Source organism: Bradyrhizobium sp. DN3, from assembly GCF_041357655.1.
GTDB lineage: Bacteria > Pseudomonadota > Alphaproteobacteria > Rhizobiales > Xanthobacteraceae > Bradyrhizobium.
The window spans coordinates 50,609-67,802 of record NZ_JAULLN010000035.1 but is presented as its reverse complement, the minus strand read 5'-3'; the positions used below and the strand labels follow the sequence as shown (position 1 = coordinate 67,802).

16 protein-coding genes and 1 pseudogene are annotated in these 17,194 nt (G+C 64.5%); 12 read left to right on the top strand and 5 right to left on the bottom strand.

From position 1 onward, the window contains the following. Positions 1–251 (top strand): annotated as a pseudogene (locus tag AAE027_RS34815) (MFS transporter); the annotation flags it as partial. A 71-nt stretch (positions 252–322) separates the two neighbouring features. On the opposite strand, the gene AAE027_RS34810 reads toward AAE027_RS34815, so the two are convergent. Together AAE027_RS34810 and AAE027_RS34805 are read right to left on the bottom strand one after the other, a co-directional pair. Then, positions 323–676, bottom strand: a complete 354-nt coding sequence (locus tag AAE027_RS34810) for a type II toxin-antitoxin system PemK/MazF family toxin (RefSeq protein ID WP_370990692.1) — start codon at positions 674–676, stop codon at positions 323–325. Between the two features lie 131 nt (positions 677–807). Then, positions 808–1,038 carry an antitoxin MazE family protein gene (locus tag AAE027_RS34805; protein ID WP_091899089.1) on the bottom strand — a complete coding sequence of 77 codons (231 nt, stop codon included), beginning with the start codon at positions 1,036–1,038 and terminating at the stop codon, positions 808–810. 174 nt (positions 1,039–1,212) lie between these two features. Here AAE027_RS34805 and AAE027_RS34800 point away from each other — a divergent pair, with 174 nt between their 5' ends. The 9 genes from AAE027_RS34800 (at position 1,213) to AAE027_RS34760 (ending at position 13,896) form a co-directional block, all read left to right on the top strand. Next, positions 1,213–2,319 carry an efflux RND transporter periplasmic adaptor subunit gene (locus tag AAE027_RS34800; RefSeq protein ID WP_370990661.1) on the top strand — a complete coding sequence of 369 codons (1,107 nt, stop codon included), beginning with the start codon at positions 1,213–1,215 and terminating at the stop codon, positions 2,317–2,319. Between the two features lie 178 nt (positions 2,320–2,497). Next, the gene (locus AAE027_RS34795) at positions 2,498–5,635 is read left to right on the top strand and encodes an efflux RND transporter permease subunit (protein WP_370990662.1); all 3,138 of its coding nucleotides are present in this window, start codon (positions 2,498–2,500) and stop codon (positions 5,633–5,635) included. 34 nt (positions 5,636–5,669) lie between these two features. Continuing rightward, the gene (locus AAE027_RS34790; RefSeq protein WP_370990663.1) at positions 5,670–6,269 is read left to right on the top strand and encodes a TetR/AcrR family transcriptional regulator; all 600 of its coding nucleotides are present in this window, start codon (positions 5,670–5,672) and stop codon (positions 6,267–6,269) included. Positions 6,270–6,451: 182 nt separating this feature from the next. Further along, positions 6,452–7,075 (top strand): flavin reductase family protein, encoded by a 624-nt coding sequence (locus AAE027_RS34785; protein WP_370990664.1) that lies wholly within the window; start codon positions 6,452–6,454, stop codon positions 7,073–7,075. A gap of 328 nt (positions 7,076–7,403) precedes the next feature. Then, positions 7,404–9,671, top strand: a complete 2,268-nt coding sequence (locus tag AAE027_RS34780) for an acyl-CoA dehydrogenase (protein WP_370990665.1) — start codon at positions 7,404–7,406, stop codon at positions 9,669–9,671. Further along, complete coding sequence (locus tag AAE027_RS34775) at positions 9,671–10,954, top strand: acetyl-CoA C-acetyltransferase (RefSeq protein WP_370990666.1); 1,284 nt, start codon at positions 9,671–9,673, stop codon at positions 10,952–10,954. Before AAE027_RS34780 ends, AAE027_RS34775 begins: the two co-directional genes overlap by 1 nt. 2 nt (positions 10,955–10,956) lie before the next feature. Then, entirely contained in the window at positions 10,957–13,053 is a 2,097-nt protein-coding gene (locus AAE027_RS34770; protein WP_370990667.1) for a 3-hydroxyacyl-CoA dehydrogenase NAD-binding domain-containing protein, read from the top strand. A gap of 7 nt (positions 13,054–13,060) precedes the next feature. Beyond that, positions 13,061–13,471, top strand: coding sequence for an acyl-CoA thioesterase (locus AAE027_RS34765; RefSeq protein WP_370990668.1), 411 nt, complete (start codon positions 13,061–13,063; stop codon positions 13,469–13,471). Between the two features lie 233 nt (positions 13,472–13,704). Further along, positions 13,705–13,896, top strand: coding sequence for a hypothetical protein (locus AAE027_RS34760; RefSeq protein WP_091898053.1), 192 nt, complete (start codon positions 13,705–13,707; stop codon positions 13,894–13,896). Positions 13,897–14,120: 224 nt separating this feature from the next. Here the strand turns inward: AAE027_RS34760 and AAE027_RS34755 are convergent, their stop codons facing one another. After that, positions 14,121–14,573, bottom strand: a complete 453-nt coding sequence (locus AAE027_RS34755) for a nuclear transport factor 2 family protein (RefSeq protein WP_370990669.1) — start codon at positions 14,571–14,573, stop codon at positions 14,121–14,123. Positions 14,574–14,727: 154 nt separating this feature from the next. Here AAE027_RS34755 and AAE027_RS34750 point away from each other — a divergent pair, with 154 nt between their 5' ends. Both AAE027_RS34750 and AAE027_RS34745 read left to right on the top strand, forming a co-directional pair. Further along, on the top strand, positions 14,728–15,414 hold the full coding sequence (locus AAE027_RS34750; protein ID WP_370990670.1) for an HAD family hydrolase: 687 nt from the start codon (positions 14,728–14,730) through the stop codon (positions 15,412–15,414). Positions 15,415–15,500: 86 nt separating this feature from the next. Continuing rightward, positions 15,501–16,349: a DeoR/GlpR family DNA-binding transcription regulator gene (locus AAE027_RS34745; RefSeq protein ID WP_091898058.1), complete on the top strand. Its 849-nt coding sequence runs from the start codon at positions 15,501–15,503 to the stop codon at positions 16,347–16,349. 4 nt (positions 16,350–16,353) lie between these two features. On the opposite strand, the gene AAE027_RS34740 is transcribed toward AAE027_RS34745, so the two are convergent. Both AAE027_RS34740 and AAE027_RS34735 read right to left on the bottom strand, forming a co-directional pair. Further along, on the bottom strand, positions 16,354–16,770 hold the full coding sequence (locus AAE027_RS34740; RefSeq protein WP_370990671.1) for a type II toxin-antitoxin system VapC family toxin: 417 nt from the start codon (positions 16,768–16,770) through the stop codon (positions 16,354–16,356). Then, positions 16,770–17,021: a type II toxin-antitoxin system prevent-host-death family antitoxin gene (locus AAE027_RS34735; RefSeq protein ID WP_091898062.1), complete on the bottom strand. Its 252-nt coding sequence runs from the start codon at positions 17,019–17,021 to the stop codon at positions 16,770–16,772. Before AAE027_RS34735 ends, AAE027_RS34740 begins: the two co-directional genes overlap by 1 nt. Positions 17,022–17,194: the final 173 nt, after the last annotated feature.

The window sequence follows — 17,194 nt, the reverse complement described above, 5'->3', positions numbered from 1 at the left end:
TCGGCGTGTTCTGGACCCTGCCGACCGCCTGGCTGTCCGGCACGGCGGCGGCCGGTGCCATCGCCCTGATCAACTCGGTCGGCAATCTCGCCGGGTTCGGCGGACCCTATCTGATCGGCTGGGTCAAGGAAGCCACCGGCCAGACCTCGACCGGCCTGCTCGTCCTTGCCGTCCTACCGCTGATCGCCGGCCTCCTGGTCTTCATCGGCGGCCACGACAGCAAGCACGAGTTTGCTGAACAGGGGCGGTGAGGGGGCCGCTAACCTCGCCATTCCGGGGTAGTCCTTCGGGCTATCCCGGAATGACGGCTCGGTACGGCTCGCTAATCCGCTTCGGAGGTTCTTTGCGAGCCTGCCAGCCCCAGAAATACCAGCATAGCGCGGTTGAGGCGCAAGACGTCTTCATCGTCGAGCCGCCCGACAAGCGTTCCCATCTTGGCTTTCGCCACCGTGGTGATCTTGTCGACCATCAGCCGTGATGGTGCTCGGAGGCCGTTGCGTTCGTTCGGCTCAATCTGCAATCGGAAGAGAGGTGCCTCAGTTTCGGCAGTCGTTAATGGGCAAACCGTGATCGATTCCGTTGCGTCAAAATTGTCGTCCTGCACGATTACAGCCGGACGCGGCTTTCCCGCGTAGTCCTTTCCGCCGGCTACAGTCCAGATTTCGCCGCGCTCCATTCGCTGATGAACAGCCATCCTAGGCTTGCTCCACTGCTGGGAATCCGTCCGCTCTCGGACGGGTTTCAAAGGACGCCAGCCTGCGCTGAAGCGGGGTGAGAAAGTGTTCCAGTCTGAGACCCGTAGACAGATTATTCTGTCTCGTCAGGCCAATCGGAGATCGCATCAACGAAGGCCTGATCCTCTGATGCATGCGGGCTCGCCGCGACGGCCAGCGACTGACGATGTGCTTCTGACTTGAATGAGGGCGAGCGGACATCGGGTACCCATATCTGGATCGGCCGAAGTCCTTGCGCGCGGAGGCGCTCTCGATGCTCGCGTACCTTTACCCGTGACGACTTTGGTCTGGAAGAAGAGGGCATGGGGTCTCTCTCATTTCGGTTACATGTAACCCTACCACAAAAGAAGGCGCCGGGCCAATCGAAGGTCGACCTTACCACCCTTAACGATCACAGATTCCTGATGACTGACGATTATTGACTTTTATCAGTGATTAGTCGACATTCCTCTCATTCGAGATGCAGGAGTGTCCTTCGATGTTCGTCCGGTCGGTTTTGTCCAGCTATTCCAGGCCCTTGGCGGGTGTCTCGCTGGCGCTGATGGCCGCTGCGCTGGCCGGGTGCAATGATACCGTCGCCGAGAAGGCCGAGCCGCCGCGGCCGGTTCTGGTTGCGGCCGCCCATTATGATGCCGAGACGCCGGAGCGCAGCTTCGTTGGCACCATCCGGCCGCGGATCGAGAGCGACCTCGGCTTCCGAGTCGCCGGCAAGGTCGCAAAGCGCCTGGTCGAGGTCGGCCAGACCGTCGAGATCGGTCAGCCGCTGGCAACTCTCGACGAGGCCGATTTGAAGCTGCAGGCCGAGCAGGCGCTGGCCGAGCAGACCGCCGCGACCGGCGTGCTGGCGCAGGCCGCCGCCGCCGAGCAGCGCGCCAAGGACCTGAAGGCCAAGGGCTGGACCACGGACGCGCAGATGGATTCGAGCCGCGCCGCCGCGGATGAAGCCCGCGCCCGCCTGAACCGCGCCGAGCGCGCGCTCGAATTGAGCAAGAATTCCCTTTCCTACGCGACGCTCGTTGCCGACGCCCGTGGCGTCGTCACCGCAACGCTGATCGAGCCCGGCCAGGTGGTCGCCGCGGGCCAGGCTTCGATCCGTGTCGCCCGCTTTGCCGAGAAGGAAGCGGTCGTCGCGATCCCTGAGACGCTGGTTGGACGCGCCAAGTCGGGCGTCGCCAGCGTCACTCTTTGGTCCGAACCGGACAAGAAGTACACGGCCAAGCTGCGCGAGATCGCGCCGGCGGCCGATCCGGCCACCCGCACCTATCTGGCAAAATTCTCGCTGCCCGAGGCCGACGACAAGGTCGCGCTCGGCATGACCGCGACGCTGACGCTGTCGGACGCGGCCACCGAGCGCGTCGCGCGGCTGCCGCTGTCGGCGCTGTTCAATGAAGGCGGCAAGCCCTCGTTCTACGTCGTCGACGACAACGGCGCGATCACGCTGAAGCCGGTCGTGGTGAAGTCCTACGAGAGCAACGACGTCGTCATTACCGGCGGCGTGGAGGAGGGCGCCAAGATCGTCGCCCTCGGCGTGCAGAAGCTCGATCCGAGCCAGAGGGTGCGGATCGTGTCGTCGCTGTCTTTCTAAGCGTTTACGAGTTCCGTCGTTGCAAGGCGGGTTTCGGCCCGAGCGCAAATGCGAAGGCTGAAGCGGCGAAGCGATCCAGAACCTGCCCAGCCCCCTGGATTGCTTCGCTGCCTCGCGATGACGCCTTGAACAGAGTGGCTGTCGTTTTTGGCAATTGGATCGTCTTTCGGAGAGTGCGATGAAGCGCTTCAACCTTTCGGCCTGGGCCGTCAGCCATCCGACGCTGGTGCTCTTTCTGATGATCGTGCTCGGCGTCGCCGGCTTCTTCTCGTATGAGAAGCTCGGCCGCGCCGAGGATCCGTTCTTCACAGTGAAGGTGGTCAACGTCTCCGTGATGTGGCCGGGCGCGACCGCGCAGGAGATGCAGACCCAGGTCGCCGATCCCATCGAGAAGAAGATCCAGGAGCTGCCCTATTTCGAGAAGGTGCAGACCTATTCCAAGCCCGCCTTCACCGCGCTCCAGGTGACCTTCCGCGACAACACCCCGCCGAAGGACGTGCCCTATCTCTTCTACCTGCTGCGCAAGAAGCTGGTCGACGTGCAGGGCCAGTTGCCGTCCGGCATCCTCGGACCCGTCGTCAACGACGAGTTCTCCGACGTTGATTCCATCCTCTACATGATGACCGGCGACGGGGCCGACTACGCCCAGCTCAAGAAAGTTTCGGAAGGCTTCCGTCAGCGCCTGTTGAAGGTGCCCGGCGTGACCAAGGTCGACGTCTACGGCAATCAGGACGAACGCATCTTCGTCGAGTTCAGCCACGCCAAGCTCGCCACCCTCGGCATCACGCCGCAGGCGCTGTTCGATTCGCTCGCCAAGCAGAACAACGTGACGCCGGCCGGCACGGTCGAGACCTCGTCGCAGCGCGTGCCGTTGCGCGTCACCGGCGCGCTCGATGGCGCCAAGGCCGTGGCCGAGACGCCGGTCGAGAGCAATGGCCGCGTCTTCCGCCTTGGCGACATCGCCACCGTCACCCATGGCTATGTCGATCCGCCGAGCTTCGTCGTCCGCCAGGAAGGCAAGCCCGCGATCGGCATCGGCGTCGTCACCGCCAAGGGCGCCAACATCCTCGATCTCGGCAAGGAGGTCGAGAAGGCGACGAGCGAATTCATGAAGGCGGTGCCGCAGGGCATCGACATCAAGCTCATCGCCGACCAGCCCAAGGTGGTCGAGCACGCCGTCGGCGAATTCGTGCACTCCTTCATGGAAGCGCTCGTCATCGTGCTGTTCGTCTCGTTCCTGGCGCTCGGCTGGCGCACCGGCATCGTGGTCGCGCTGTCGGTGCCGCTCGTGCTCGGCATCGTCTTCGTCGTCATGAACACGATGTCGCTCGACTTGCACCGCATCACGCTCGGTGCGCTGATCATCGCGCTCGGCCTGCTCGTCGACGACGCCATCATCGCGGTCGAGATGATGGTGGTGAAGATGGAGCAGGGCTGGGACCGCATGCGCGCGGCGTCCTTTGCCTGGGAATCAACTGCGTTTCCGATGCTCACGGGAACGCTGGTCACGGCCGCTGGCTTCCTCCCCATCGGCTTTGCCAATTCCGCGGTCGGCGAATATGCCGGCAGCATCTTCTGGATCGTGGCGATCGCGCTGGTCGCCTCCTGGTTCGTGGCGGTGATCTTCACGCCTTATATCGGCGTCAAGCTGCTGCCGGAGATGAAGGCCCACCACAACCACGATCCGCATGCGGTGTACGAGACCCGCATGTACCGCGGCCTGCGTGCCATCGTGCAATGGTGCGTCAACCACCGCATCACCGTGGTGGTCGCGACCGTCGGCGTCTTCGTCGCTTCGATCGTCGGCTTCGGCCATGTCCAGCAGCAATTCTTCCCGCTGTCGGAGCGGCCCGAGCTGTTCCTCCAGCTGCGTCTGCCCGAGGGCACTGCCTTCAACGTGACCGAGAAGGCTGTGAAGAAGGCCGAGACGCTGCTGAAGGACGACAAGGACATCGAGACCTATACGTCCTATGTCGGCCAGGGCTCGCCGCGCTTCTGGCTCGGCCTCAACCCGCAACTGCCGAACGAGGCCTTTGCCGAGATCGTCATCGTCGCCAAGGGCGTCGAGGCGCGCGAGCGGATCAAGGCCAAGATCGAGAACGCCGCTGCCGAGGGCGTGCTGACGGAGGCGCGCGTCCGCGTCGACCGCTTCAATTTCGGTCCGCCGGTCGGCTTCCCCGTCCAGTTCCGCGTGATCGGCCCCGACGCCAACAAGGTGCGCGAGATCGCCTACCAGGTCCGCGACGTCATGCGCCAGAACAAGAGCGTCAAGGACGTGCAACTCGACTGGAACGAGCAGTCCCCGTACCTCAAGCTCGTCGTCGATCAGGACCGCGCTCGTGCGATGGGCCTGACCCCGCAGGAGGTCTCGCAGGCGCTGGCGATGCTGATCTCGGGTTCGCAGGTCACGACGGTACGTGACGGCATCGAGAAGGTCGGCGTGGTCGCCCGTGCGATCCCGTCCGAACGCCTCGACCTCGGCGGCGTCGGCGACCTCACCATAACCTCGCGTAACGGCGTGGCCGTGCCGCTGCAGCAGATCGCGAAGATCGAATATGCCCACGAGGAGCCGATCATGTGGCGGCGCAACCGCGATATGGCGATCACCGTGCGCTCCGACGTGGTCGACGGCGTGCAGGCGCCCGACGTCACCAACCAGATCACGCCGAAGCTGAAGGCGATCAAGGACCACCTCGAGCCGGCTTACCGGATCGAGCCGGGCGGCGCGTTCGAGGAATCCGCCAAGGGTAACGCCTCGATCTTCATCCTCTTCCCGGTGATGGTCATGGTGATGCTGACGCTGCTCATGATCCAGCTGCAGAGCTTCTCGCGCCTGATCCTGGTGTTCCTGACCGCGCCGCTCGGCATTGTCGGTGCCTCGCTCGGGCTCAACGTCGCTAATGCCCCGTTCGGCTTCGTGGCGCTGCTCGGCCTGATCGCGCTTGCCGGCATGATCATGCGCAACACCGTCATCCTGGTCGACCAGATCGAGACCGACGTCTCGCACGGTCTGACCCGGCGCGAGGCGATCGTGGAGGCGACCGTCCGCCGCGCCCGTCCGGTGGTGCTGACGGCGCTGGCCGCGATCCTCGCCATGATCCCGCTGTCGCGCTCGGCCTTCTGGGGTCCGATGGCGATCACCATCATGGGCGGCCTGTTCGTCGCGACCTTCCTGACACTCTTGTACCTGCCGGGCCTCTATGCGCTCTGGTTCAGGAAGAGCCTGGACGAGGCGGGCACCCCCGAGCAGCCTGCCGCGCCGCAGCATGGGAGCGATGACCAGCACGCAATTCCGCTTGCTGAAGCGGCTGAATAAGTGAGAAGTAGTGCTGAATGACGAGTCCTGACAGATGACACTGGTTGCGGAACATATCGAAGGCGACACCCGGGATCGTATCCTTGAGGTGGCCGAGCGGCTGTTCCGCCAGATCGGCTATCAGAAGACCACGGTCGGGGACATCGCCAAGGAGCTCAGGATGAGCCCCGCCAATGTCTATCGCTTCTTCGAATCGAAGAAGGCGATTCACCAGTCGGTGGCGCGGGCTCTGATGGGCGAGGTCGAGCTGGAGGCGCAACGGATCGTGGCGCGGCCCGGTCCGGTCAAGGAGCGCTTCCGCGAGCTGCTCACCACCATCCATCGCATGAACACCGAGCGCTATGTCGGCGACAACAAGCTGCACGAGATGGTCGCGATCGCGATGGAGGAGGACTGGGACGTCTGCGTCGCCCACATGGAGTGTATTGCGGGCGTGATCGGCCAGATGATCGCGCAAGGCGTTGCCTCCGGCGAGTTCGAGGCGCCCGACCTGCAGCTCGCCTCGCTCTGCGCCTGCACCGCGATGATACGCTTCTTCCACCCCCAGATGATCGCCCAGTGCGCCACCAAGCCGGGCCCGACCATCGACCAGATGATCGATTTCGTCATCGCGGGTCTGTCGCCGCGCCACTGACGGGCGGAGCCGTTTCTTCCTATAAGCAAGCCGACCGCCCCGCGGCTGACCGGTTGGTGGCGGGCCAGGACGGATCAACAAATTCCGTCATTGCGAGCGCAGCGAAGCAATCCAGACCGTCTCCCCGGAGGGATTCTGGATTGCTTCGCTGCGCTCGCAATGACGATCAGGGGAAAGCCAGCGTGACCGACAAAGACCTGTACTTCTACGAGCCCTCCAAGGGCCACGGCCTCAAGCACGATCCCTTCAACGCCATCATCGCGCCGCGGCCGATCGGCTGGATCTCCTCGCGCGACGCCAGGGGCCACGTCAATCTCGCTCCCTACAGCTTCTTCAACGCGTTCTGCTACGTGCCGCCGATCATCGGCTTCTCCTCCACCAACTGGAAGGATACGGTCGAGAACATGCAGCAGACCGGCGAGTTCGTCTGGAATCTCGCCACGATGGATCTGGCGAAGCACATGAACGCGACCGCCGCGCATGTCGCCCCCGAGGTCGACGAGTTCGAGGTCGCGGGCCTCACCGCCGTGCCCGGCCGGCTCGTCAACGTGCCTCGCGTGGCTGAGAGCCCCGTCGCCTTCGAATGCAAGGTCTCCGACATCGTCCGTCTCAGGGGCGCTGACGGCAAGGAGGCCGACGCCTGGCTGACGCTGGGCGAGGTCGTCGCCGTCCACATCGACAAGGCCATGATCAAGGACGGCATCTACCAGACCGCCGCCGCCCGCCCGATCGTCCGCGCCGGCCGCCGCGGCGATTATTTCGAGATCAAGCCGGAAAATATGTTCGAGATGGTCCGGCCGGATTAGGCAGGCGCCTCTCCCTATGCCGTCATTCCGGGGCGCGCCGCCAGGCGCGATGCGCAATTGCGCATCAGAGAATCCATTCATCCACCGACGCTGCCGGACGATGGATTCTCAGGTGCGCAATTGCGCACCATAGTTCACGCTTCGCGCGCCCCGGAATGACTCGGGGAGGCATTCAGCCCCATTCCCCCTCCCGGAACTGCCCCCACGCCCCGGCCGTTATGACCTTGGGGGGCCACCCGGCCGCGTCAATTTTGCAGGCGAAGTGTTCGCTTCCGCCAGCCCGTTTCCGCTAAAATGCCCGATACCGCGCCGATGCATGAGGTCCGCCATGAGTTTCCGCCGCGACACCCTGACAAAGCCGATCTTCACTCTCGCGCGCGGCGTGCTGCCGGCGATGTCCGATACCGAGCGCGAGGCGCTGGAGGCCGGTGACGTCTGGTGGGACGCCGATCTCTTCACCGGAAACCCTGATTGGTCGAAGCTGCTGAAGGTCCCGCAGGCGAGGTTGACCGCGGAGGAGCAGGCTTTCCTCAAGGGCCCTGTCGACGAACTCTGCGCCATGCTCGACGAGTGGAAGATCTTCTGGGAATGGCGCGACCTGCCGCAGGACGTCTGGCACTTCGTCAAGCGCGAGAAGTTCTTCGGCATGATCATTCCGAAGGAGTTTGGCGGCCTCGGCTTCTCGCCCTATGCGCATTCCGAAGTCGTGCGAAAAATCTCGACGCGCTCGATCGCGGCCGCTGTCACGGTGATGGTGCCGAACTCGCTCGGCCCCGGCGAACTGCTGATGCGCTTCGGCACCAGGGAGCAGCAGCAGCGCTGGCTGCCGCGCCTCGCCGACGGCCGCGACATTCCCTGCTTCGGCCTCACCAGCCCCGAGGCCGGCTCCGACGCCGCCTCGATGGTCGATACCGGCATCATCTGCAAGGGCGATTTCGAGGGCCGCGAAGTCCTCGGCCTCAGGCTCAACTGGCACAAGCGCTACATCACGCTCGGCCCCGTTGCTACGCTGCTTGGCCTCGCCTTCAAGGCCTATGATCCCGATCATCTCGTCGGCGATCAGGAAGAGCTCGGCATCACCGTGGCGCTGATCCCGACCAATCTGCCCGGCGTCGAGATCGGTCACCGTCATCTGCCGTCGATGCAGGTGTTCCAGAACGGCCCGAATCGGGGCCGTGACGTGTTCATCCCGCTCGACTATATCATCGGCGGCGAGGCTCGGCTGGGGCAGGGCTGGAAGATGCTGATGACGGCGCTCGCCGCCGGCCGCGGCATCTCGCTGCCGTCACTCTCGGCCGCCGGCGCTACCTTTGCGGCGCGCACCACAGGTGCCTATGCCCGCATCCGCGAGCAGTTCGGCATCTCCATCTCCAAGTTCGAAGGCGTCGAGGAGCCGCTCGCACGCATCGTCGCGACCGCCTATCAGCTCGACGCCGCGCGGCGGCTGACCTGCGCGGCGCTGAATGCCGGCATTCATCCTGCCGTCATCTCCGGCATCATGAAGCTGCACGCGACCGAGCGGATGCGGGTCGCGATCGACGATGCCATGGACATCCACGGCGGCAAGGCCGTGATCGACGGTCCGCAAAACTATCTCGGCAATCTGCATCGCGCCGTGCCGGTCGGTATCACGGTGGAAGGTGCCAACATCCTGACTCGTAATCTTATCGTGTTCGGGCAGGGCGCTATCCGCGCCCATCCCCATCTGCTCGACGAGATGAACGCGCTCGCCGACACCGATCGCGAGCGCGGCCTCACCGCGTTCGACAAGGCGTTCTGGAAGCACGTCGGTCACAGCTTCCGGACCCTGTTCCGCGCCTTCGGCCGGAGCTGGACCTTTGGCGCGTTCGCGCTTGCGCCGGACGCGGGCGATGCCACGCCCTTCTATCGCCAGCTCTCGCGTTACTCAGCCGCCTTCGCGCTCTGCGCCGACATGGCGCTGCTGACGCTAGGCGGTGCACTCAAGCGCAAGGAGATGCTGTCGGCGCGGTTCGGCGACATCCTGTCCGAGCTCTATCTGCTCTCGGCGGTACTGAAACGCTGGCAAGACGAGGGCCGGCAGAAGGAGGATTTCGCCGCGCTGGAATGGTGCATGGCAACGGGCTTCCGGACTATCGAGAACCGGCTCGCCGAAATCCTCGCCAATCTGCCGAACCGCTTTGTCGCAGCCTTCCTCAAGCTCGTGGTCCAGCCGTTCGGTGCCCGCGTGCTCGGCCCTTCCGACCGTGTCGTGCACCAATGCGCGAGCCTCGTGCTGGAGCCCTCGGCGGCGCGCGAGCGTCTGACGCCGGATCTGGCCCAAGTCGATGACAACGGCGGCTTTGCCCGGCTGGAGCGCGCGTTCAAGCTGGTCGCAGGCACGGAGGCCATCGCCAAGCGCATGCGCGCGGCGCATGTCCGCGATTGGAAGGAAGCGGTCACCAAAGGCGTGATCACGCAAGCCGAGGGCGAGCAACTCGCAGCAGCCCGCGACGCCGTCACTGAGGTGATCGAGGTCGACGATTTTGCGCCGGAGGCGCTGTCGCCGATTTACAAGAAATCCAGCGACGTGCATCAATTCTTCCAGGAACTCGGTGAACAGAGGGCGGCGAGCTGATGGCACGACCGGTTTTCATCGTCGACGGCAGCCGCACGCCGTTTCTGAAGGCGCGTTCGGGACCAGGGCCGTTCACGCCGGTCGATCTTGCCGTGCAATGCGGCCGGCCGCTGCTGGCGCGCCAGCCGTTCGCCCCGACCGACTTCGACCAGGTCATCCTCGGCTGCGTCAACGTGATCGCGGACGAGATGAACCCGGCCCGCGTCGCGGCGCTGCGGCTCGGCATGGGCGAGGACATGGTCGCCTTCACCGTGCAGATCAATTGCGGTTCCGGGATGCAGTCGATCGACACCGCCTATCGCTACATCCGCGAAGGCCATGCCGACATGATCCTGGCCGGCGGCACCGAGGCGCTGAGCCACGCGCCGCTGGTCTGGCCGAATTCCGGCGTGCGCTGGTTTGCCGGCTTTGCCACCGCCAAGGGCGTGGCTGCGAAGCTCGGCGCGGCCTTCAAGCTGCGCCCGCGTCATCTCAAGCCGATCATCGGCCTCGAGCGCGGACTGACCGATCCCGTCACCGATCTGAACATGGGCCAGACCGCCGAGGTCGTCGGCCATCTCTTCGGCATCACCCGCGCGCAGTCCGATGCCTATGCCGCCGAGAGCCATCGCCGGCTCGCGCATGCGCAAGACGCGGGTTTTCTCAAGGGCGAGGTCGAGACCGCGTTTTCCCGCGACGGCAAGTTCTTCGACCATGACGACGGCGTGCGCAAGGACTCGACGGCCGAGACGCTGGCAAAGCTCCGGCCGGTGTTCGAGCGCCCGTGGGGACAGGTCACCGCCGGAAATTCCTCGCAGATCACCGATGGCGCCTCCTGGGTGATCCTGGCCTCCGACCAGGCGGTGGCCAAGCACAAGCTGGCGCCGAAAGCCGTCATCGTCGACAGCCATTGGGCTGCGCTCGATCCCAGCATCATGGGCCTGGGTCCGGTGATGTCGGCGACGCCGCTGCTCCAGCGCAACGACCTCACCATCAAGGACGTCGAGACCTGGGAGCTGAACGAGGCTTTTGCGACGCAAGTGCTCGGCTGCCTCGCCGCGTGGAAGGACGATAAATTCTGCCGTGAGATTCTCGGCCTCGACGGCGCAGCCGGCGAGATCGACCACGAAAGACTGAACGTCGACGGCGGCGCGATCTCGCTCGGCCATCCCGTCGGCACCTCCGGCAACCGGATCGTGCTGCATCTCGTCAACGCCATGAAGCGGCTTGGCACGCGGCGCGGCGTTGCCACCGAATGCATCGGCGGCGGGCTCGGCGGCGCCATGCTGATCGAGGCGGTGTGACCATGGATTCCAAGATCATGACCGCGCTTGGCGACCGCGTGCTGGCGCTCGGGCCCAAGCCTGCGACCGACGGTCCCTACAAGCACTTCAAGCTGACACGCGATGCCGATGGTGTCGCCTGGCTGCTGTTCGACCGCGCCGAGACAAGCGCCAACACGCTGTCCTCGGATGTGATGGAGGAGTTCGACGCCGTGCTCGCGGCGATCGAGACCGAGCGTCCCGCCGGCCTCGTGATCCGCTCGGCCAAGCCGTCCGGCTTCATTGCGGGCGCCGACGTCAACGAATTCCGCGGCGCCAGCGATCCCGACATGGTGGAGACGCGCATCCGCGCCGCGCATGCGGTGGTCGACCATCTGGAAGCCCTGAGGTTGCCGACGGTGGCGGTCATCCACGGCTTCTGCCTCGGCGGCGGCCTCGAGGTTGCGCTCGCCTGCCAGGCGCGCATCGCCATCGAGGGAGCGCGGTTCGGCTTCCCGGAGGTGATGCTGGGCCTGCATCCCGGCCTCGGCGGTACCGCGCGCTTCACCGCGCTGGTCAATCCGACGCAGTCGATGGCCCTGATGCTGACCGGGCGCACCATCGATGCGCGCCGCGCCAGATCGCTCGGCCTCGTCGACACCGTCACGCAGGAGCGCCACGTCCACAACGCCGTGAAGGACGCGCTGTTCGGACGCCTGAAGCGGGCGCGGCCGGGCTTGCTGACGCGCGCGGCGAGTTTCGGCCTCGTGCGCGGGCTGCTCGCCAAGCGCATGCGCTCGGGGGCGGCGAAGGCGGCGTCCCGCGAGCATTATCCCGCACCTTATGCGCTGATCGATCTCTGGGAGACCCATGGCGGCAGCAAGGCTGCGATGCTGAAGGCCGAGCAGGCGTCATTTGCCAAGCTGATGGTGACGCCGACCGCACAGAATCTGATCCGGGTGTTCTTCCTGCGCGAGCAGATGAAGAAGGCGGCGGGCAGCGGCAATGCCGTCAAGCATGTCCATGTCATCGGCGCCGGCGCCATGGGCGGCGACATCGCGGCCTGGTGCGCGGGGCAGGGGCTGCGCGTCTCGCTCGCCGACATGAAGGCGGAGCCGATCGCCGGCGCGGTGAAGCGCGCCAATGAGCTCTACGGCAAGATCATCCGCAAGCCGACCGACGTGCGCGACGCACTCGATCGCCTCATCCCTGACATGGACGGGGAAGGCGTGCGCAACGCCGATCTCATCATCGAGGCCGTGCCGGAAAAGTTAGAACTGAAGCAGAAGGTCTATGCCGGCCTCGAGCCGCGGATGAAGCTAGGGGCGATCCTTGCGACCAACACGTCGAGCATTCCGCTCCAGGATCTGCGAACGACGCTGGCGCGGCCGGAGCGGCTGGTCGGCCTGCACTTCTTCAATCCGGTATCGCGGCTGCAACTGGTCGAGGTCGTCAGCCATGACGGCAATGCCCCTGAGGTAGTGAAGGAGGCGCTCGCCTTCGTCGGCGCGATTGACCGCCTGCCGCTCGCCGTGAAGAGCTCGCCCGGCTTCCTCGTCAACCGCGCGCTGACGCCGTACATGCTGGAAGCGATGGTGATGCTGGACGAGAAAATCGATCAGCGGCTGATCGACGCCGCGGCCGAGCAGTTCGGCATGCCGATGGGACCGATCGAGCTGGCCGACCAGGTCGGGCTCGACATCTGTCTCGACGTCGGCGACATGCTGCGCACCAAGTTCGGCGATCTCTTGCCGCCGACGCCGGCCTGGCTGCGCGAGAAGGTCACCAAGGGCGAACTCGGCCGCAAGAGCGGCAAGGGTTTTTATGTCTGGAAGGGCGGCAAGGCGGAGAAGGCACAGCTTCCGGAGACCGGTCCGCGCGTCACCGACCAGATGATCGATCGCCTGGTGCTGCCGATGTCCAATGTCTGCGTCGCGGCGCTGCGCGAAGGCATCGTCGACGATGCCGACGCGGTCGATGGCGCCATGATCTTCGGCACCGGTTATGCACCGTTCCGTGGCGGTCCGCTGAACTATGCGCGCACGCGTGGCGTGGAGAATGTCGTATCCACCTTGCGCGCACTGGCCGAGCGATTCGGCGAACGCTTCGCGCCCGATCCGGGCTGGGACAATTTCAAGTGAGACAGACATGAACGAACAAGCCATGACCGGGCCGAGCGGAGATCTCTGCATCCGCACGCTGGCGATGCCCGCCGACACCAACGCCAATGGTGACATCTTCGGCGGCTGGCTGCTCAGCCAGATGGATGTTGGCGGCGGTGTGTTCGCCTCGAAAGTCGCGAAGTCGCGCACCGTGACCGTCGCGATCGAAGCGATGAATTTTCGCAAAGCGGTCTATGTCGGCGATCTCGTGTCTGTCTACGCTAATCTCGTGCGCGTCGGCCGCACCTCGCTCACCGTGCATCTGGAAGCCTGGGCGCTGCGGCGCGGCGAGGAGTATCCGTTCCTCGTCACCGACGGCAACTTCACCTACGTCTCGATCGACGAGCACGGCCGTCCGCAGGCGGTTCGCGCGACCGACACGAGGATCGCGACGTAATCGCGCGCGACGCTCTGCCTCATCTCACGAAGATGTGCAGCACCGCCAAACGCGGCGCGACTAAGTCATCGCGTCGCGCCCTCGCCAAGAACCAGTCAAGAACCAGTCATAAAACGGATGAGGTCCCGGCGTACTCAATTGCGTGTCGATTCGGGGTGGAAACGGCCTCAAATGCCTGAGGAACCTTTGGGCAGGAGCACCGTTATTTGCCCGCACTGAGGAATCCACGGACCATGCCGGATAGCTACATCATCGAAGTCGACTCGCAGACCGCAGGTATCGTCGTTCGTTCTTCCGGAGGCTACTGCTTCTTCGCTTCATCCCACCGCTTCAACCGCCTCGAAGGTCAACTCTTCCGCAACGCCCGCGAAGCCGAGCGCGCCGCGCGCAAGCTGATTAACGGCGATGAGAAGGAGGCGGCGTAAGCGCCGCACTCGTCATTCTGCGGCGCGCGAAGCGCGAGGTCGGAATTTTTTGCCGAGCACACAGCTGCCGTTCCTTCTCCCCTTGCGGGCGAAGGTGGCATAGGCTGCCTTCAGTGGCCGTTCTTAAGAGAACGCCGAAGCAAAGCTTCGGCGTTCTAAGAACGGCGGCCGAAGGCCGCCTATGCCACCCTCTCCCGCGCAAGGGGAGAGGGTAAGAACTGTCATCACAACTTCGTCGCAGCCCGCGAGAGCAGCTTCCAGTCGTCGCCCTGCTTCTGCCAGTTCATCAGGATATGAAGATTGGTCGACACTTTTTTCCCATCGGCTGCCATCTCCTGCTCGCCGAGCCAGTGGAAGCGGACGATCGCCGCAGGGCCGACGACCTTGATGGTCGGGTCCTTGTATTCGATCGACAGGAATTTCGACTTGCCGTCGGTGGCGTTGGCGATGAAGGTCGCCTTGTCCTCGACCTTGCCGCTGGAATGGCTGTAGCTGAGATCGTCCCAGCACAGCGCGCCGAGCGCCTTCGGATCGGCCGCGATCTGGGCGAGACGGAAGGCCTCCACCTTCTTCGCCACGGCCTCTTCGTCTGCCGCGGCAGCGAACGCCGGCGCGGTGAGAGCGAGCGCGGAGACGGCGAGAGTCGAGAGAGCCAGATCGCGTCGGTTGATCGTCATCGTTTCCTCCTTTTTGATCTTGCGACGAGTGTTGCAGCCGCGCGCGACTTTGTCGAGTGTCGCATTGTCGTCATGTGGATACGTCATTGCGCGTGCGAGGCCGTATTGATACGTCTTTCGCATTGATGCGCTGCGCATGTGGGAAAGTACGGAAATGATCGAGGCCAAAAGGCAAGCGATGGGCAGGGCGTTGCTGTTCGACATCGACGGTACGCTGGCCGATACGGATCCGCTTCATCGCGAGGCCTTTCACCGCGTGTTCGCTCCGCGCGGGCACGTCGTGGATGATGAGCGCTTCAAGCGCGAGCTTCAGGGCTTTTCCAATGTGTCGATCGGGGAGCGATTTCTGCCGGACGAATCGCCGGAACGGCGCCTCGCGATCCTCGGCGAGAAGGAGGCGATCTTTCGTGATCTGGTGGTCGGGCAGATCGCGCCGATACCGGGGCTGATGGCGCTGCTCGACCGTGCAGATGGCGCCGGCATCCCCATGGTCGCCGTGACCAACGCGCCACGCCTCAACGCCGAGCTGCTGCTCTCGGGCCTCGGCATCACCGAGCGGTTCAAGGCCATCGTGATCGGCGACGAGCTGCCGCACGGCAAGCCGCATCCGCTGCCCTATCAGGAGGGGCTGCGTTTCGTCGGCGCCAGCGCGCCAGCCTCGATCGCGTTCGAGGATTCACGCTCGGGCGTGCAATCGGCCGCGGCGGCCGGCATTCCCACCATCGGGCTGCGCACCACGCTCAGCCATGCTGACCTCGTTGCGGCCGGCGCGGTCGCTTCCGCCAGTGCGTTCGACGATCCGGAGCTGCTTGCGCACCTCGCAGCCGCGATGGCGTGGTGAAGATCCTTGTCCGTTAACCGTGATCACGCATTGACCGGACGCGTGAACCGCCGCACCATGCAGCTTCCTGATGTGAGGCCCTTGCCGTGACCGGATTGACCCATCGCCAAGCCGAAATCCTCAACATCGCGCGCGCCTCGGGCCGCGTCATGGTCGAGGAGCTCGCGCGCCGGTTCGAGGTCTCCGCGCAGACCATCCGGAAAGATCTCAACGATCTCTGCGAGCGGAGATCGCTGACCCGCATCCATGGCGGCGCCATCATCGCCTCGGGCGTCGAAAACCTCGCCTATGAGGCGCGCCGCTTCGTCGCCGCCGACGAGAAGAAGGCGATTGGCGCCGCCGCGGCCTCGCTGATCCCGAACGGCTGCTCGCTGTTCATCAACATCGGCACTACGACCGAGGAGGTCGCGAGCGCGCTGACCTCGCACGAGGACCTGCTCGTCATCACCAACAATCTCAACGTCGCCATGCTGCTCTACCGCCATCCCCGCATCGAGGTGGTGGTCGCCGGTGGCACGGTGCGGCGCGCCGACGGCGCGGTGGTCGGCTCGACCGCGACGCAGCTGATCGGTCAGTTCAAGGTCGACTATGCCATCATCGGTGCGTCCGCGATCGATGAAGAGGGCGCTTTGCTCGACTTCGACTATCGCGAGGTGCAGGTGGCGCAGGCCATCATCGCCAATGCCCGCAGCGTCATGCTGGTCGCCGATTCCACAAAGCTCCGCCGCAGCGCGCCGGTACGTATCGCGCACATCACTCAGATCCAGACCTTTGTCACCGACCAGGAGCTGCCCGAGCGCCTCGCCACCATCTGCCACAGCAAGGGCATCGAGGTGGTCGAAGCAATGCCGAAGGAGGTGAGGGAGATCGATGAGGCCCAGGCCGATGCACAAGACGCCGCGCCTGAAGCGGCGCCGGTGGTCAGGCTGCGATAGTGCCTTAGGCGTCGCCCCACGGGTTGAGTAGCGGCACGCCGGTAGGTTCGAAATCCCCGACGTTGCGTGTAACGATCGTCAAGCCGTGAACAAACGCGGTTGCCGCAATAAGAGCGTCACGTTCGGCGCGCGGGTTGGGAACGTGAAGTTGGGCGCAGCGCTGCGCCACGGCCGTGTCGATGGCCAGGATTCGGTCTTCAAAGCGAGCCAGAATATGGTTGTCGATCCAAGCGCGCAGAATGGCACCTTGCGTGGTGTCTTTGCGCTCGATAAGGCGTGCGCCAAATTCGATTTCGAGTATCGAGATGACGGATATGAAGAAGCTTGCCGCTGGAATTGAGCTGGCCCAGGCGGCGACGTTGCGATGAGCTTTATCTGGTCGCCTCAGTTCGGAAATGACATTGGTGTCCAGCAGAAACATCAGTCGAGATCGGCCGGCTTGAAGATCCCGCCGGCAATGCGCGGCGGATCGAAATCGAAGTCCGTTCCGGCCTGCGCCAAGGCTTCGGCAAGGCTCATGTGCCCGCCAGTTAGGCGCAAATAATCTTCGATCGTCAGCAGGACATGGGCCGGGCGGCCGCGGTCCGTAATAAAGACCGGTCCCCGCGAAGCCGCTTTTTTTGCGCCGCTGGTATCGTGATTGAACTCTCGGCTGGTGAGAGTGGTCACCATTGCTTGCACCTCCTTGGCCGGGGCTTCGCCGGTACAAATCTTATGTAGGCATGTTACTACATTCAAGCCGTCAACGCATTTACTGGTAGCTCGATTCCCCGCTCCACTCAGTGAGTCCTGCTTTGGGTCTCCGCTACGTTGCGGCTTGTCCGTCGCAACGCCCACAAAAAATG

Excerpts from the sequence above, each read along its gene's own strand:
- AAE027_RS34810 (WP_370990692.1), bottom strand. The coding sequence starts at position 676 with ATGGAGCGCGGCGAAATCTGGACTGTAGCCGGCGGAAAGGACTACGCG.
- AAE027_RS34775 (WP_370990666.1), top strand. The coding sequence starts at position 9,671 with ATGGCACGACCGGTTTTCATCGTCGACGGCAGCCGCACGCCGTTTCTG.
- AAE027_RS34770 (WP_370990667.1), top strand. The coding sequence starts at position 10,957 with ATGGATTCCAAGATCATGACCGCGCTTGGCGACCGCGTGCTGGCGCTC.
- AAE027_RS34795 (WP_370990662.1), top strand. The coding sequence starts at position 2,498 with ATGAAGCGCTTCAACCTTTCGGCCTGGGCCGTCAGCCATCCGACGCTG.
- AAE027_RS34755 (WP_370990669.1), bottom strand. The coding sequence starts at position 14,573 with ATGACGATCAACCGACGCGATCTGGCTCTCTCGACTCTCGCCGTCTCC.
- AAE027_RS34780 (WP_370990665.1), top strand. The coding sequence starts at position 7,404 with ATGAGTTTCCGCCGCGACACCCTGACAAAGCCGATCTTCACTCTCGCG.
- AAE027_RS34740 (WP_370990671.1), bottom strand. The coding sequence starts at position 16,770 with ATGTTTCTGCTGGACACCAATGTCATTTCCGAACTGAGGCGACCAGAT.
- AAE027_RS34805 (WP_091899089.1), bottom strand. The coding sequence starts at position 1,038 with ATGCCCTCTTCTTCCAGACCAAAGTCGTCACGGGTAAAGGTACGCGAG.
- AAE027_RS34790 (WP_370990663.1), top strand. The coding sequence starts at position 5,670 with ATGACACTGGTTGCGGAACATATCGAAGGCGACACCCGGGATCGTATC.
- AAE027_RS34735 (WP_091898062.1), bottom strand. The coding sequence starts at position 17,021 with ATGGTGACCACTCTCACCAGCCGAGAGTTCAATCACGATACCAGCGGC.
- AAE027_RS34760 (WP_091898053.1), top strand. The coding sequence starts at position 13,705 with ATGCCGGATAGCTACATCATCGAAGTCGACTCGCAGACCGCAGGTATC.
- AAE027_RS34800 (WP_370990661.1), top strand. The coding sequence starts at position 1,213 with ATGTTCGTCCGGTCGGTTTTGTCCAGCTATTCCAGGCCCTTGGCGGGT.
- AAE027_RS34765 (WP_370990668.1), top strand. The coding sequence starts at position 13,061 with ATGAACGAACAAGCCATGACCGGGCCGAGCGGAGATCTCTGCATCCGC.
- AAE027_RS34750 (WP_370990670.1), top strand. The coding sequence starts at position 14,728 with ATGATCGAGGCCAAAAGGCAAGCGATGGGCAGGGCGTTGCTGTTCGAC.